Below are 14,962 nucleotides of genomic sequence, written 5' to 3'. Positions count from 1 at the left end.
TAAAACGAGTGTTTGACTCTCAGCATAGCGGCTTCATGTCAGCACGTGAAGCCTAGCCAAAAGTCGAACTCGCCGGCACGAGCATGCCATCGCGTTGAAGGTATGCGGGCCGTTTACCGCAGGTAATCGGCCAGGGCATCGAAGGCCGCACGCTGTAACGACGCTTGCCGTGCCCAGAACTGCAACACTTCAGCGTCATAGACTGCTGATGGAGGGTAGCCAATCGTCATGACAGGACTCCTGAAGGGACTACGCCCTCAGGATAGTCTTATTTGTTTTGCATCGCAGCAAAATTCGCAGCCTAAAAATATTTTTCCTTCATCCCGTCAGAATGCCGCCTTGCGCTTCTCCAGGAAGGCGCTCATGCCCTCGCGCTGCTCTTCACCAGCAAAGCCGAGGGCGAACAGGCTGGTTTCCAGGGCCAGGGCACTATCGAGATCCTGGTCCTGGCCATCGTGAACCGCCTGCTTGGCCGCACGCATGGCATTGGGACCGTTGCGCGAGAACTGTTTGGTGAGTTCAGCGATAGTGGCATCACGTTCATCAAGGGCGATGACGCGGTTGACCAGGCCGATGCGCAACGCCTCATTGGCGTCGATACGACGTCCGGTGGTGATCAGATCCAGCGCCATGGCGGGACCGACCCGGCGCGGCAGCCGCTGAGTACCACCGAAACCGGGGATGATGCCCAATCCCACTTCCGGCTGGGCAAAGAAGGCATTGTCGGTGGCAATCGCCCAGTCACAGGCCAGGGCCAGTTCGCAGCCGCCGCCCAGAGCGTACCCGTTGACCAGGGCTACGGTCGGCACCGGTAGCGTTTCGAGTCGTTTCAGGACCGTCAGCGCCTGGCTGGCGAAATAGCGAGCCTGTTCGGGTGTCTTGTCGCGCATCTCGGCAATGTCCGCACCCGCCACGAACGCTTTTTCGCCGGCGCCGGTGAGAACCACTCCACGCAAGCCCGCATGCGCTTCCAGGGCGGCCAGAACGCTACCGAGTTCGGCGATCAGGTCGGTATTGAGTGCGTTGAGCGCCTCGGGCCGATTCAGGGTCAGCGTCACCACACCGGCCTGTTCGGTTTGTTCGATCAACGACATCGTCATCTCCTTGCCTACTGGCTCATTCATAGTGATAGAAACCGTGTCCGCTTTTCCGACCCAGATGACCGGCGGCCGCCATGCGTTTGAGCAGCGGGCAGGGACGATACTTGGGATCACCGAAACCGTCCTGGAGCACCTCCATGATGTCCAGACAGATATCCAGACCGATCAGGTCGGCCAGCGCCAGCGGCCCGAGTGGATGAGCGGCGCCGAGTTTCATGGCTTCATCGATGGCTTCCGGTGTGGCCGTGCCTTCCTGTACCAGAAATGCCGCTTCGTTGATCATCGGAATCAGCAGCCGGTTGACCGCAAACCCCGGCGAGTCGGCGATCGGTACGGCGGTCTTGCCCATGGACGTCGCCAGCGCCTCGACCTTGGCAACGGTGGCATCCGAGGTCTGTTCGGCACGGATCACCTCCACCAGCTTGAGCACCGGCACCGGATTGAAGAAGTGCATGCCGACCACCCGTTCGGGATGTTCGCTGACCGCAGCCAGTCGAGTCAGTGACAGCGAGGAAGTATTGGAGGCCAGGATGGTATCGCGGGAACGCGCCGACAGATCACGAAAGATCGACTCCTTGAGTTCGGCCTTCTCGGGAGCCGCCTCGATGATCACCTCGCGGTCGTCCAGCGCGTCGATCTGACTGGCGGTACTCAGTCGTCCCAGTGCCTCGTCACGCTGGGATTCGCTCAGCCGCTCCTTCTGGACCAGCTTATCGAGGCCCTTGCCGATCCCGGCCCGGGCCCGTTCCAGTTGCTCATCAGCGATATCGTAGAGGATGACGTCGTGTGATGTAGTCACCAGCACCTGGGCAATGCCCTGCCCCATGGTACCGGCGCCCACGACGCCAATGCGGGAAGTCGTCATCGGTCGTGTCTCCTTGGCTAAGGCGCTCGCTCATGCGAGCCGATCGAGCCATAGCCTAACGCGAACGGCATCATCGCGTCAGGCGGAAACGTCATTCGGCTCGCGATAGGCCTCATTCGGCTCGGCGACCGCCACGTCAGGCACCACACCGGAGAGATCCTCCTGATGCTCGTGCTCGATGGCGCCCTGTACCAACTCTTCAGTGACGTTGAGTTCGGCCCCGACCACGGTCTGTGGCGGGGTTGACGCAAACGGTGCCACCGGCTGCGGTGCCGGCCGAACGCTACGACGCCAGGCAAAGAACCCGACCAGACCGAGGCCCAACGCACCGATCGACCAGAACAGCCCCCCGTCGCCGACCGCCGTCATCACCGGCGTGATCAGCGACGGACTGAGAGTGGAGCCGACGGCATTGATAAGCAGCAACCCCTGGCTCATGCGCACCAGAGCACCGGCCGGCGCTCGGTCTGCGGCATGGCTGACCGCCACCGGATAGAGTGCGAATACCCCACCCCCCAGCAGAAACAGCAGCGCCACTTGCATCCAGGTGACGAGCGGAAGCAGCAGCAGGGCCAGTGAGATTACTGCAGTAGCGGCGCCGATCAGGATAAGCACCAACTGGCGATCATGCCGATCCGACCAGCGTCCGATCGGATACTGGAGCAACATGCCGCCCAGTACCACCACCGCCATCATCTGCCCGATGTCGGCCACCGTCATGCCGGTACGCTGCAGATAGAGCGGCAACAGTGTGTAGATCGCCGCCACTGCCAGGCCAGAGCCAAAACAGCCCATGACACCGGTCGGCGTAATCACGATCAGGCGGAGCGGCGACAGCGGTTCAGCATGCTCGATCAGCGGCGATACCCGGGGGATCACCGCCATCGGCAATACCGACAGCGAGGCCAGCATCCCCACGACCATGAACGGCGCCGCCTCTCCCAGCGCATCGGTCACGCCTAACAGCAATTGACCGGCCACCCCTGCGGCATAAAGCGAAATCATGTAAAGCGCCAGCAAGCGGCCGCGCACGCGTGTCTCTGCCGAGGTCAACAGCCAGCTCTCGATCACCAGATAGACCCCGACTGTCGCCCAGCCACCGATCAAGCGCAGGACAAACCAGCTAGTGGGGTCAAGCCACAACCCTTGCAACAACACGGTGACGGCTACCAGCGAGGCGAAACAGCCATAGGCGCGGATATGGCCGATACGCAGCAGCAAGCGGTCGTTGAACAGCGCGCCGAGAGCCAGGCCGATGAAATAGGCCGACGAGACCCAACCGATGACGAGCGCCGACTCCCCTGCCGCATCGAGGCGTAAAGTGATCAGCGTCGCCAGGAAGCCGTTACCGATTCCCAGAATGAACAGCCCCAGCAACGGGGCCAATGCCATGGCCAGCAGTTGACGCGACATTGCAACGACATCCTCAATGATCAGATCAGAGGGAAAGGGGCGAAAAAGCGATGCGACTATAGGCCCCTTCCCGTCGATCGCCAAGCACTTTCATTGCGATGTCGAGCGGAGCTACGTCACTGTCGGTTTATGCAGTAACGCTACATCGGCAGCGGGAAATTCGACCTGCATGTCCAGGTGGCCGGCAAGCCAATGGAAGGTTGTCTCACTGAAGAATGCTACATGGGTCAGGTCACGGATGTAGTGCCAACCGGCAAAGGCCTTGCGTGACAGCACGCGCTTGGTCATGATGCCCATCCAGCCACCCGGCCGCAGCCGTTCGGCCAGCCGTTCCAGCTCGCTTCCGGGGGCATTCAGATGCTCGACCACTTCGCTGGCGGTAATGATATCGTAATACTGCTCGAAGACTCGGGTATCCGGTGCATAGAACGGGTCATAAAGGGTCATGTCGATGCCCTGTTCGACCAACATGGCCGCCAATGCCGGACCGGGACCGCAGCCGAAATCGAGCCCTGTGGCACCGGGCGGCACGCGAGCAAGCAACGGTCCGGCCAGGCGCGAGAGAAAACGCCGATACCCAGGGTCGTCGATATCGTTTTCATGCCGATCATAAACGGCCTTCTCCTCCGCAGGAGAAAGCTGTTGTCCAGGCGGCACGAAGACCAGTTCGCAAGCCTGGCACTGCCAGTAATCGCGCCACTTGTCGCGATGGTAGTGCTCTGTCTCGTCGTGGTGGCAGAGAGGGCAGGACAACCGGTCATTCATCGTCGTATGCTTGCAGGAAAACGGAAAGGAACACGTCATGCTATCAGCCATCGATCACCTGGTCGTCACCGTTCACGATATTTCCCGTGCCGTGGATTTCTACACGCGAGTACTGGGACTCGAAGCCCGCTACAGCGACGCGGGTCGCGTCGACCTGATGCTCGGCGACATGGCCTTCCGGTTGCATCAGGCCGACACTGACGCCAGCCCCAAAGCGGACGCGCCGACGCCAGGCAGTCTCGACCTGTGCTTCAAGAGCCTGTTGCCGCTCGATGAAATCAAGCAGCATCTCGATACCCTGAACATCGCCATCGAGCTCGGTCCCGTCGAGCGACGCGGTGCCACCGGCCAGATCGAATCGCTTTACCTGCGCGACCCGGACGGCAACCTGATCGAAATATGCCGTCCCAAGCGCTGATGGCATCCGCATCGGATGCCGGTATCATGTACGCGACCCAGCGACTCGACAGCGGATTTCATGAGTGACGTCGACACTTCCATCACGACCCGACTGCAAGCCGGAGCCATCAGCCTGCTGTGGCGCACGCTTGCCAACCGGCGAGTGAGCACGATCTGGCGGTTATCCCGTTTGATCGGCCCACTGATCCGGCGCTTCAGCAAGCGTGAGCGCAAGGTGACCGACATCAATCTCGGTGAGGTCTACCCTGATCTGGACACACAAGCGCGACAGCGTCTCTCCCGTGACAGTCTGGTTCATTCCAGCGCCACCATGCTCGAACTGGGGTTCGCCTGGATGGCGCCCCCTCAGCGTGTTGAAGCTTCTCTCCTGGAAGTCCATGGCCGCGGACTGCTCGATGAGGCGCGCGCCGAAGGGCGGGGAGTGATCGTGCTGGCACCTCATTTCGGTAACTGGGAGGTGCTGAATTTCTGGCTCTCGGGCCATTTCCCCTTCACCGCCATGTATGAACCGCCCAAACTCGCTCCACTCGACCCAATAATCCGCCAGGGTCGGGAACGCATGGGCGCCGAACTGGTGCCCACCAATGCCCGCGGTATCGCAGCGCTGATGAAGGCACTGAAACGCAGCGAGGCAGTCGGTATTCTCCCCGATCAGACCCCGAGTTGGGGCAGTGGCGTATTCGCGCCCTTCTTCGGCCGACCGGCCTACACCGCCACACTGTTACCCAAGCTGGTTTCGCGCACCCAGGCGCGTGTCGTCACCGGCGTTGCCCGCCGCCTGCCCGGTCGTGGCTTTGCGATCCATTTCCTGGCCGCTGACGAGCGCGTTTACGACAGTGACGAAGCCACCTCGGCAACGGGTGTCAACGCCTGCGTCGAAGCGGCGATCGCCCTGGACCCACCGCAGTACCAGTGGGAGTACAAGCGGTATCGCAAGGTCCCCGAGGAAGAAGCCGGCTATCCGGATTTCCGTCGTTATCGCCTCTATTGACCCGGCTCTCATCGTCACGACCTGCCATAGCGATCTTCCAGTCGTTCGATGTCATCCTCGCCGAGATAGTCGCCGGACTGTACCTCGATCAGTTCCAGCACGACGTTGTCGGGATTTTCCAGCCGGTGCGCCACGCCGACAGGGATATCCGTGGACTGGTTGGCATTCAGCGGAAACTGTCGCTCGTCGAGCGTTACCCACGCCCTGCCGCTCACGACCACCCAGTGCTCGGCACGCTGATGATGGCGTTGCAATGACACCCCGGCGCCGGGTGCAACCTGAATACGCTTGACCTGATAACCGGGGCCACGGGCGATGATTTCGTAGCTGCCCCAGGGGCGGTGCACCCGTGGATGCAAAGCGGCTTCTTCTCGCCCCTCGGCTTCCAGGCGCGCCACCAGGGTCTTGACCTCCTGGCTACGGTGGCGATCGGCGATCAGCACGGCATCACCGGTCTCGATAATGGTCAGATCGCTCACTCCCAAGGCCGCCACCAGGCGATGATCGGCATGCACCAGCAAGTCGTGTGATGACTCGACCATCACATCGCCACGAATCCGATTACCGTGCTGATCGGCCGCCCCGCTCTCCCAGACGGCCAGCCAACTGCCGATATCGCTCCAGCCGGCCTCAAGCGGCACGACGGCGGCATGGGCGGTCCATTCCATGACCGCGACATCGACAGAGAGATTGTCACAACTCAGAAATGTCTCGGCATCGGGGCGCAGGAAATCGAGATCGGGCTTGGCGCCCAGAAATGCCGCCTGACAGGCATGCGCCATTGCCGGTTGCCACCACTCGAGTTCCGCAAGATAGCGCGACGCACGAAACAGGAACATACCGCTGTTCCAGTCATACTCGCCACTGTCGACGTAATGACGGGCCGTGGCCTCCGCCGGTTTTTCGACGAATCGCGACACGGTAAATCCCTGGCTTCCCAAGGGAGTCCCGCGCTGGATATAGCCATAGCCGGTTTCGGCGTGTGTCGGCACGACCCCGAAGGTGACCAGGTAGCCCTGCTCCGCGAGCTCTCTGGCGCGATGCACGGCCTGATGGAAGGTGGCGACATCCTCGATCCGGTGATCAGCGGGCAGCACCAGCAGCAAGGGATCGTGCCCGTCACGACATGCCGCCAGGGCCGCCAGGGCAATCGCCGGAGCGGTATTACGTCCTTCGGGTTCGAGCAGCAGCGACGCGGCCTGAACACCTTCCCGGCGCAGTTGTTCGGCCACCAGAAAACGATGGTCTTCATGGCCGACGACGATCGGCGCCGTCGACGCCAGCCCGTCGAGACGTGCCAGGGTCTGCTGTAACAGGCTTCTCTCTCCCTCCAGCGCCAGAAACTGTTTGGGATACTGTTGGCGGGACAGGGGCCACAAACGAGTGCCGCTGCCGCCGGCTAGAATCACGGGAGTGATCAAGGCGATGTCTCCTCTGGCGTGGTATCGCGGGAAAAGGCGTCGTGCAACCAGTCGCGCAAGCGCTCCATACGCACGGCCGGACCGTCGTTGTCGGGTCGTGTGCCCGTGACGAAACCGTGCTCACGGAAAGGCCGTGTCAGCGACTCGTCACCGGCTATCACGTGAACGGGCACCTCCGGTCCCGCATCCTCACCAATGACGACCGGTGAGGCTTGATGGTCGCCCATGACGATCATCAGGGTATCATCGTCGACATGGCGCTCGGCCCAGTCGAGAGTGGCGCTGACAGCATAGTCGACCGACTTCGCATACTGTTCACGTACCCGGTCCATATTCTGCCAGAGCGTTTCGGGCGACTCACCGTCCTCGGTCCAGCGGTCGAACACCTTGCCATCGCCGACCGTATCCCAGTCGATGAGCGGCAGAACCGGTGTCCAGGGTGCATGGCTGCTGATCAGCGCCAGCTTGGCGAATATCGGCGCATCGATCGCATCACGAATATCGCGCTGGAAGCGATCGAGCGTGAACTGATCCGGCATGGTGACCCAATTGAGGGCCGGCCCGGCGTAGTCGAGATCGTCGGCTGCGTAGATGCGGTCGAACCCATAGGCACGGCCTTCCGGCCATGCCAGGGTAATGGCCGGCATCACCGCCACGGTCTCGTGTCCGGTGGCGCGAAAATCATCGACCAACGTTGCCTGGTCACTGTCGAGGAATAGCTGGTACTCGAGTTGGTTGTCGATCCAGCGTCCGCCGAGGGTGCTGGCATGAGCCAGCCACGACTGGCCTCCCTGGACGGGGGAGTGCATTCGGCCCGAGACCACCGACAGACCGGCCGATGACATACGCGCTTCGGCGTCTTGCAATCCCGGTACGACTCCCGGGGCCAGGCGCTCATCGTCCAGTAACGCCATGCCGTAGGATTCGATGAAAACCAGAATCACATCCTTGCCGGCCAACTCGACGAGTTCGTGAGTCTTGGCGGCATCGGCCTCAAGGCCGGACTGGAACTCTCGGCGCGCCGCCTGCGTGGCAATCGCACTGCGCGCCTGAGCGGTCAGCGTATCGATCAATGGCGTCGCTATGTGAGGCAGTGGCACCCCGAACACGCCCAGCCCGGTCACCACAGCGGTGGCAGCCACCACTCCCCAACCCCGGAACGGCATTGGCACACGGGTCGACAGTAACCAGCGAATGCCGATGACAAGCAGTACGATCGCGACAACGGCCAGCAGTACGACGGTCAATGCCACCAACAGACCGAAGTTGCCCGTCATCAGACGATAGAGAGCATCCAGCAGAGGCCAGTCCAGCAGCAGGTTCAGCGGGCGCCCCAATGACAGTTGTAACGTCGTGTCGCCCAGCATGATCAACCAGACCAGCACCACCAGCGCCGCCAGCCCCCAACGGCCTACCCGACCGGCGCGTGTCGCGGGTAACACACTGGCGAATGCCGCAATCAATACGGCATCGGCCGCCAGCCAGGGGGTCACGCCACCGTAGCGTATCCATAGCGGCAGAAGCAGCAGAACGTTCAGACCCACGAGGCTCAGCAGCAATCGACTCATCGACAAGAACCAACCTTGATAGCATCCCACCCGTTCATCAGTGTCATCGCAACACGCATCCGCGACACGGCGCCAAAAGTGTACGATATTTGTACAAGAGGCATATCAATCGTCTCTCTCCGGGATATTTCCTAGTATTCAATACAAAAAGCTGATGCAATGGTTATACACCATCGTCAGCGTGTCCATGGAGGACAGGACAATGGATGTTGTACGTTCACTGGCATTGGCCTGCTGTCTGACGATTCCAGCCGCAGCAGTGAATGCCGATCCATTCGAACAAGTGATCACACGGGCCAAGACCCTGGCAGACGCACCCTATGACGATCGACGCGATGCATTGCCTCCGGCCTTGCGGGAGATCGGTTACGATACCTACCGTGACATCCGCTTTCGTGCCGACCAGGCACTGTGGAAGGATAACGGCCATTTCTCGGTGCAGCTGTTTCATTCAGGTTTCATCTTCGATCAGCCAGTAACGATTCACCAGATCGAGAATGGAGAGACTCGGACACTGGAGTTTTCGCGCTCCCTCTTCGACTACGACGGCAATGCCGCTTCACTACCGGACAGTGACCTCGACGGCGCAGGATTCGCCGGTTTCCGCCTGCACTACCCATTGAACCGGGCCGACTATCAGGATGAGTTCCTGGTGTTTCTCGGTGCCAGCTATTTTCGCATGATAGGTCGTGATCAGGGATATGGCCTGTCCGCTCGTGGCCTGGCCATCGACACCGCCTCGTCCGAAGGAGAGGAGTTCCCGGCCTTTCGCGAATTCTGGCTGGTCGAGCCCGATGAGAACGCCCACCGAATGACGATCGTGGCCTTGCTCGATAGTCCATCGCTGACAGGGGCGTATCGCTTCGAGGTCATTCCCGGCAAGGATGTCGTACTCGATGTCGAGGCTCAGCTCTTTGCACGCGACACCATCGACAAGCTGGGCATCGCGCCACTGACCAGCATGTACGCCCACGGCGATACCACGCCCCGCAACGCCGACGACTTTCGACCGCGCGTGCATGACTCGAACGGATTACTGATGAACACCAGTCGCGATGAATGGATCTGGCGACCGCTCATCAATCCCCGCGAGTTACGCATCAGCCATTTTCAGGACGCGGCGCCTTCCGGCTTTGGACTGGTACAGCGGCCGCGCGATTTCGAGGACTATCTCGATCTGGAGTCACACTATGAACGTCGGCCCAGTCATTGGGTCGAACCCCTTGAGGGCGACTGGGGCCAGGGACACGTCGAACTGGTCGAAATTCCCAGTGATAGCGAAACCAACGACAATATCGTGGCGTATTGGGTCCCCGATCGACCGTTGGAGGCCGGCCAGTCAAGACGCTTTCACTATCGGCTATCGACCTTCGATGATCGGCTGCCTCAGCAGAATCTGGCGCAAGCGATCCGAACCCGGCAGGGATGGGGCGCCGTGCCCGGTCAGGACGACCCACCCCCTCGCTCGGTACGACAGTTCACTATCGATTTCCGCGGCGGCGAACTCTCCAGCCTGGATGCCAGTCACCCCGTGGAGGCTCGACTGGAGACCAGCAGCGGCGAGATCAGCAACCTCCAGGTGCAGCGCCTGCCCGACGGCGAGACCTGGCGGGCCGGTTTCCGACTGACGCCAGAGCGCGGCGAGGCCGCCGACATGCGTTGGTCGCTGACGTATCATGGCGAACCGATGACAGAGACCTGGAACCATGTCTGGTACCCCGACGAGTCCGAATGACACCGGCAACGCCGCTCCGACGACCGTTCCCTGGCAGGCGGTGAGGCGACTACTGTTCATTCTGTTGACCGTGACCAGTACCGTGCTGGCGGGCTGGACGATGTTCCATGTGTTGCACACCAATGGCATCACGCCGCTGCAGTGGGCCATCCTGGCGCTGTTCGTGATCACGTTCGGTTGGATCGTGACGGCATTCTGGCATGCCGTGGCCGGTTTTTTGTTACAGCTGTGTCGACGCGACCCCCTATCCCTACGTCGCCTGGCGACACAGGAGACCGGCAAGACGCCGTTGACCCTGCAAACCGTGTTGGTCATGCCGATTCATGAAGAGTCTCCACAACGGGTCGTGGCGGGTCTCGAGGCCACATGCCGGGATCTGCTGGCACAGGGCGATGATGCCTCTCTTTTCGAGGCCTTCGTGCTGAGCGACAGCCAGGATCCGGTCACCGTGCAGAACGAACAGCGGGCCATCGCCGGACTGCAGCAGCGACTTGCCGGTGCATTATCGGTTCACTATCGTCGGCGGGACGACAATCAGGGCCGCAAGGCCGGCAACCTGGCCGACTTCTGCCGACGCTGGGGTCACCGCTATGATGCCATGATCGTACTCGACGCCGACAGCCTCATGGGAGGCGCCACCCTGGTATCATTGGCTCGTTCGTTGCAGGCCAATCCGGATGTCGGCCTGATACAGACGGTACCGATCCCGGTTCGACAACGTACCGCTTTCGGGCGTGTCAACCAGTTTGCCGCCGCGCTTTACAGTCCCATGCTGGCAACCGGACAAAGCTTCTGGCAGGGAGACGCCGCCAATTACTGGGGTCACAATGCCATCCTGCGAGTCCAGGCGTTCATGGCACACTGTGGTCTGCCTCGCCTCTCCGGTCGACCACCGCTGGGCGGCGACATTCTCAGCCACGATTTCGTTGAAGCCGCCCTGTTGCGGCGTGCCGGCTGGCGTGTCCTGCTCGACCCCTACCTGACAGCCAGTTTTGAAGAGGTGCCGGCCAACCTGGTCGACTATGCCAAACGCGACCGCCGCTGGAGTCAGGGCAATCTTCAGCACTTGCGGCTACTCCCGCAACGTGGCTGGCACCTCATGAGCCGGTTGCATTTCCTGTTCGGTGCCCTCGCCTATATTTCCTCGCTACTGTGGATGCTGATGCTGATCATGAGCAGCGGCGAGGCGCTACTGCAGACGGTCGATGAACACCGGTTCTTTCGCACCGGCTATCAACTCTTCCCTGATTGGCCCGAATCGACGCCCTGGATCGTCGTCCCCCTGCTGGGTATCACGCTAGCGCTGCTGCTGTTGCCCAAGCTGTTGGGTATCGTATTGGCCATGTCCCGACGCCCAGACGCGTTCGGCGGACGTTCTCGACTGTTGTTCAGCGCACTACTGGAAATGGGCTTCGCGGTGATGATTGCGCCGATAATGATGGTCTGGCACAGCCGCTTCGTCATCAGCGTTTTGGCCGGCTTTCATGTCGACTGGAGCAGCCAGATTCGCGACTCCAGTCACATGGCCTGGCGGGAGGCGTGGCGACACACCTGGCCGGCAACGCTACTCGGCGCTATATGGGCGCTGGCCACTCACTGGTGGACACCCGCCTTCTTCTGGTGGCTGACACCGGTCTGGGGCGGATTGGTGATGGCAGCCCCCTTGACCTATCTCAGCGGTCAGGACCGCTGGGGACTCGCACTCGCCGGACGGGGCTGGCTAAGCGTTCCCGGCGAGACCGAACCGGCATCGGTCCTGCAACGACTGACCGATATATCGGTGTCTTGCGTGACACCGCATGCCACACCGGCACCACCACCGATCGAGTCCCATGGTCACATGCCAGTCCAGGCCTGGGGACGTATCGACAAGAACGCAAGGACACCACGTTTTGAGAACACCCTGAAACGCCGGGGGTCCTCATGAATCTGTCGCGTCACGCTACCCCCCTACAGCCGTGGAAGGCCCGATGCCGGCGCAGCATCGGTCTCGCCCGATCGCTGATCATTTATTGGCGTCCCGGCCGCCAGCGTGGCCTGCGTCGGCTGTATGGCGAGTTCCTCAGGCCGGGCGACCTGGCTTTCGATATCGGCGCCCATCTCGGTGACCGCAGCGCCGCTTTTGCCGGCCTGGGCGCCCGCGTCGTTGCCCTTGAACCCCAGCCCCACTTGTTTCGCTGGTTCAATCGCCTGCTCGGCCACCAACGAGACATCACTCTGATCGCCAAGGCCGCCGGTGCGATGCCGGGAGAGGCTTCCTTATCGCTCAGCCTCGCCACGCCTACCGTATCCACGCTGGCCAATCGCTGGCGCGATACCCTGGCCCGGGACAACAAAGGCTTTCGGCACATCCGGTGGGATGACACCGTGACGATAACGGTGACCACATTGGATACTCTGATCGATGAACAGGGCGTGCCGGCCTTCTGCAAGATCGACGTGGAGGGCTTCGAAGACCAGGTACTGGCCGGGCTCAGCCGGCCGCTGCCGGCACTGTCGGTCGAATTCGTGGCCGGCGCACTGGATATCGCACTGACTTGCGTGAACCGGCTTGAAAGCCTGGGGGGCTATGAATACAACGTGGTTGCCGGTGAAGCGCGTCGTTTCAAGTGGCATGAATGGCAGACAGCCCAGCGAGTGCAAGCCTGGCTCGATCAGGGCGCTGACGGACTGGCGTCGGGCGACCTCTATGCCCGATTGCGCAACGACAACACGTGGATATGCCCCGATAAGGAGAACCCATGAGCGAGCCGCGATTCCTCGACTGGCAGGCGCTGACCACCACAGAGATCCGGGCACTCCCCGCGGAAAGTGTCGCCGTCCTGGCGTTGGGAGCGATCGAACAGCATGGTAGTCATCTGCCACTGTCGACCGATAGCGATATTGCCGACGGCTTGCTCGAGGCCGCCACCACTCATTTCCCAACGTCATTGCCAGTGGTGCGTCTACCGACGATCGTTGTCGGCGCCAGCGACGAACACCTGGACTTCCCCGGCACTCTGAGCCTACCGGCAGACACCGCCATCGCAACGCTGGAAGCCTATGGAGCTGCCGTCGCTCGCGCCGGCCTCGAACGACTGGTGCTGTTCAACGCTCATGGCGGCAACAAGGCCATCATGGATATCGCGGCCCTGGCGCTGCGTCGTCGGCACGGCATGCTGGTGGTGAAGGCCCAGTACATGCACTGGACGCCCCCGGACTGGCTACCGGCCGAAGAGCACCGTCACGGACTGCACGGAGGCGCGCTGGAAACCTCGTTGATGATGCATCTGGCGCCGCACGAGGTGCGTCACGACCACCTGGGTAGCCCCACTTCCAGCGGCGAGACGCTGGAACGGCAAGGCTACCTGGTGGGGCCGGAAGGCGACGCGGCCTTCGCCTGGCTCGCGGAAGATCTCCATTCCGGCGGCGTCGTTGGCGATACTCACTTCGCATCTCAAGCGTTGGGCGAACGACTGACCACCCACTATGCCGAACGACTCGCCAAGGTCTTGATCGATACGCATGCCATGGCATGGCATGGCATGGTGACGGTAATCGGGCCTAGCCGCTGAAGACATCGTCCAGCCAATGTCCCCCCCGATCGGCCTTGGTACTGAGATAACGGTGGTTGTGATCGGTCAATCGCCCATAAACGGCCTGCCGGCCGATAACCTCGATTCCGGCCTCGCTCAGGGCGGCCATCTTCAACGGGTTGTTGGTCAGCAGCTGCACTCGTTGAATCGCCAGCTGGTTCAGAATATCCACCGCGACCTGGTAACCGCGCTCATCATCGCCGAATCCAAGGATCTGATCGGCATCCACGGTATCGTGCCCGATATCCTGAAGTGCGTAGGCACGCAGCTTGTTGCTCAGGCCGATACCCCGCCCTTCCTGCGCCAGGTAGAGCAGCACTCCACCTCCCATGGCGTGGATGTCGGCCACGGCATTGCGCAACTGCTCCCCGCAGTCGCAACGCAGGCTACCGAACAGGTCGCCGGTCAGACACGCCGAGTGCAGGCGTAACGGCACTACCGACGACCAGGAAGTCGGTTGGCCAATCAATACGGCGACATGCTCACGCAGGCCATCCGCTTCGCGGAAGAGGATGAACCGACTGTCCGGCGACTCGGCAAGCGGCACCCGTGCCTCGCTGACCCGTTTGAGGCGACCGCCGGAGGCATCCGCACAGCGTGCCGCCTGTTCGACCGGTACCGCCAGCAGGGTACCGTCAGCGATCCTGGCATCGACGACGGCACGCTGCGATGCCGGCACATGCGCCGTCAGCGCGGCGGGAATCAACAAGGCCTGTCGCATCAACGCCAGCGCGGTCCGATCCGCCTGACTGGCCGGCTCGGCCGACGCTGTCGCGGTTGATGACCGTTCATTCACCGCCGACACTGACATATTGGCTCCGACCGCCAACTCATACAGGTAATGCCGATTGCGGGCCGCAGCCATCGTCAAAGGCAACCGACCGGGCTCGGCATCCTCCGATGACTGCAGCAACGCCAGACGATGACGGCTGAGCACCAGGCCGGGGGCCTCACCTGCCAGGGTCACCAGGTCATTCAACTGTGACTCGGTCACCTCCTCGAGGGGCTGGACCAACACATACTCTCCCGCCTGACCCTGGAGTACGATGGGCAACCCTCGCCGGATATCGAAAATGGCTCGCTCGACCTGGTGCATGACTCATTCCTCG

13 protein-coding genes are annotated in these 14,962 nt (G+C 61.8%); 6 read left to right on the top strand and 7 right to left on the bottom strand.

Annotation, left to right across the window (positions count from 1 at the left end; all coding sequences use genetic code 11):
- Positions 1-326: 326 nt before the first annotated feature.
- From BLW01_RS13940 to BLW01_RS13925, 4 genes are all read right to left on the bottom strand, one after another.
- Positions 327-1,100, bottom strand: a complete 774-nt coding sequence (locus BLW01_RS13940) for an enoyl-CoA hydratase-related protein (RefSeq protein WP_092570767.1) — start codon at positions 1,098-1,100, stop codon at positions 327-329.
- A gap of 16 nt (positions 1,101-1,116) precedes the next feature.
- Complete coding sequence (locus BLW01_RS13935) at positions 1,117-1,965, bottom strand: 3-hydroxyacyl-CoA dehydrogenase NAD-binding domain-containing protein (RefSeq protein ID WP_092570765.1); 849 nt, start codon at positions 1,963-1,965, stop codon at positions 1,117-1,119.
- A 78-nt stretch (positions 1,966-2,043) separates the two neighbouring features.
- Complete coding sequence (locus tag BLW01_RS13930) at positions 2,044-3,378, bottom strand: MFS transporter (protein ID WP_092570763.1); 1,335 nt, start codon at positions 3,376-3,378, stop codon at positions 2,044-2,046.
- Between the two features lie 111 nt (positions 3,379-3,489).
- Positions 3,490-4,143, bottom strand: a complete 654-nt coding sequence (locus tag BLW01_RS13925) for a class I SAM-dependent methyltransferase (RefSeq protein ID WP_092571217.1) — start codon at positions 4,141-4,143, stop codon at positions 3,490-3,492.
- 37 nt (positions 4,144-4,180) lie between these two features.
- Between BLW01_RS13925 and BLW01_RS13920 the strand changes: the two genes are divergently transcribed.
- Both BLW01_RS13920 and BLW01_RS13915 read left to right on the top strand, forming a co-directional pair.
- Entirely contained in the window at positions 4,181-4,561 is a 381-nt protein-coding gene (locus BLW01_RS13920) for a VOC family protein (RefSeq protein ID WP_092570761.1), read from the top strand.
- Between the two features lie 60 nt (positions 4,562-4,621).
- Positions 4,622-5,554, top strand: coding sequence for a lysophospholipid acyltransferase family protein (locus BLW01_RS13915; RefSeq protein ID WP_092570759.1), 933 nt, complete (start codon positions 4,622-4,624; stop codon positions 5,552-5,554).
- A 14-nt stretch (positions 5,555-5,568) separates the two neighbouring features.
- Here the strand turns inward: BLW01_RS13915 and BLW01_RS13910 are convergent, their stop codons facing one another.
- Positions 5,569-6,975, bottom strand: coding sequence for a mannose-1-phosphate guanylyltransferase/mannose-6-phosphate isomerase (locus tag BLW01_RS13910; protein ID WP_217635544.1), 1,407 nt, complete (start codon positions 6,973-6,975; stop codon positions 5,569-5,571).
- Positions 6,972-8,543 (bottom strand): sulfatase-like hydrolase/transferase, encoded by a 1,572-nt coding sequence (locus BLW01_RS13905; RefSeq protein ID WP_092570757.1) that lies wholly within the window; start codon positions 8,541-8,543, stop codon positions 6,972-6,974. Before BLW01_RS13905 ends, BLW01_RS13910 begins: the two co-directional genes overlap by 4 nt.
- Positions 8,544-8,745: 202 nt before the next feature.
- Here BLW01_RS13905 and BLW01_RS13900 point away from each other — a divergent pair, with 202 nt between their 5' ends.
- The 4 genes from BLW01_RS13900 to BLW01_RS13885 are packed head-to-tail and all read left to right on the top strand — an operon-like array spanning position 8,746 to position 13,832.
- Complete coding sequence (locus BLW01_RS13900) at positions 8,746-10,278, top strand: OpgD/OpgG family glucan biosynthesis protein (RefSeq protein ID WP_092570755.1); 1,533 nt, start codon at positions 8,746-8,748, stop codon at positions 10,276-10,278.
- A complete protein-coding gene (mdoH, locus tag BLW01_RS13895) occupies positions 10,250-12,205 on the top strand; it encodes a glucans biosynthesis glucosyltransferase MdoH (RefSeq protein WP_092570753.1) in 1,956 nt (651 codons plus the stop codon). Before BLW01_RS13900 ends, mdoH begins: the two co-directional genes overlap by 29 nt.
- On the top strand, positions 12,202-13,023 hold the full coding sequence (locus BLW01_RS13890) for an FkbM family methyltransferase (protein WP_092570751.1): 822 nt from the start codon (positions 12,202-12,204) through the stop codon (positions 13,021-13,023). The genes mdoH and BLW01_RS13890 overlap by 4 nt, the downstream gene beginning before the upstream one ends.
- On the top strand, positions 13,020-13,832 hold the full coding sequence (locus tag BLW01_RS13885) for a creatininase family protein (RefSeq protein ID WP_092570749.1): 813 nt from the start codon (positions 13,020-13,022) through the stop codon (positions 13,830-13,832). Before BLW01_RS13890 ends, BLW01_RS13885 begins: the two co-directional genes overlap by 4 nt.
- On the opposite strand, the gene ribA is transcribed toward BLW01_RS13885, so the two are convergent.
- Positions 13,822-14,949 carry a GTP cyclohydrolase II RibA gene (gene ribA, locus BLW01_RS13880; RefSeq protein WP_092570747.1) on the bottom strand — a complete coding sequence of 376 codons (1,128 nt, stop codon included), beginning with the start codon at positions 14,947-14,949 and terminating at the stop codon, positions 13,822-13,824. The genes BLW01_RS13885 and ribA overlap by 11 nt on opposite strands.
- Between the last annotated feature and the right edge of the window lie 13 nt (positions 14,950-14,962).

Origin of the sequence: Aidingimonas halophila (assembly GCF_900106955.1) — a bacterium.
Taxonomy (GTDB): Bacteria; Pseudomonadota; Gammaproteobacteria; order Pseudomonadales; family Halomonadaceae; genus Aidingimonas; species Aidingimonas halophila.
The sequence above is the reverse complement of the archived record's forward strand: the minus strand, read 5'-3'. Positions and strand labels throughout refer to the sequence as shown.